General features: G+C 53.1%; 1 protein-coding gene. It reads left to right on the top strand.

Features of this window, described 5'->3' with window-relative positions:
• Nucleotides 1–9: 9 nt before the first annotated feature.
• A partial coding sequence (locus tag DXA66_RS14455) for a transposase (protein ID WP_187119405.1) occupies nt 10–224 on the top strand: 215 nt, incomplete at its 3' end.

The raw sequence follows: 224 nt of genomic DNA, 5'->3' as shown, positions 1-224 counted from the left end.
CAAAGGAGCGTGCGTTTGAACAAAAAGAAAAAGTCCACAAACACTTCCCCTTACCCCGATGAAGTCATTGACCGTCTGGCACGGGCATTCTATCCGGCCATCCTTGCCTGCTGGAACAGCGAAGAAGGGCAAAGAGAATTTGCCGCGTGGCAGGCGGAACAGGCTCATCTCTCCGGCAAAGAAAAACAGAGCGTTCCCGACGGGGAACGCCCTGTTGTACATAT

This window comes from Faecalibacterium sp. OF03-6AC, assembly GCF_003478175.1.
Taxonomy (GTDB): Bacteria; Bacillota; Clostridia; order Oscillospirales; family Ruminococcaceae; genus Faecalibacterium; species Faecalibacterium taiwanense.
Note: the sequence above shows the minus strand (reverse complement) of the source record. Positions and strands in the feature narration are given on the sequence as shown.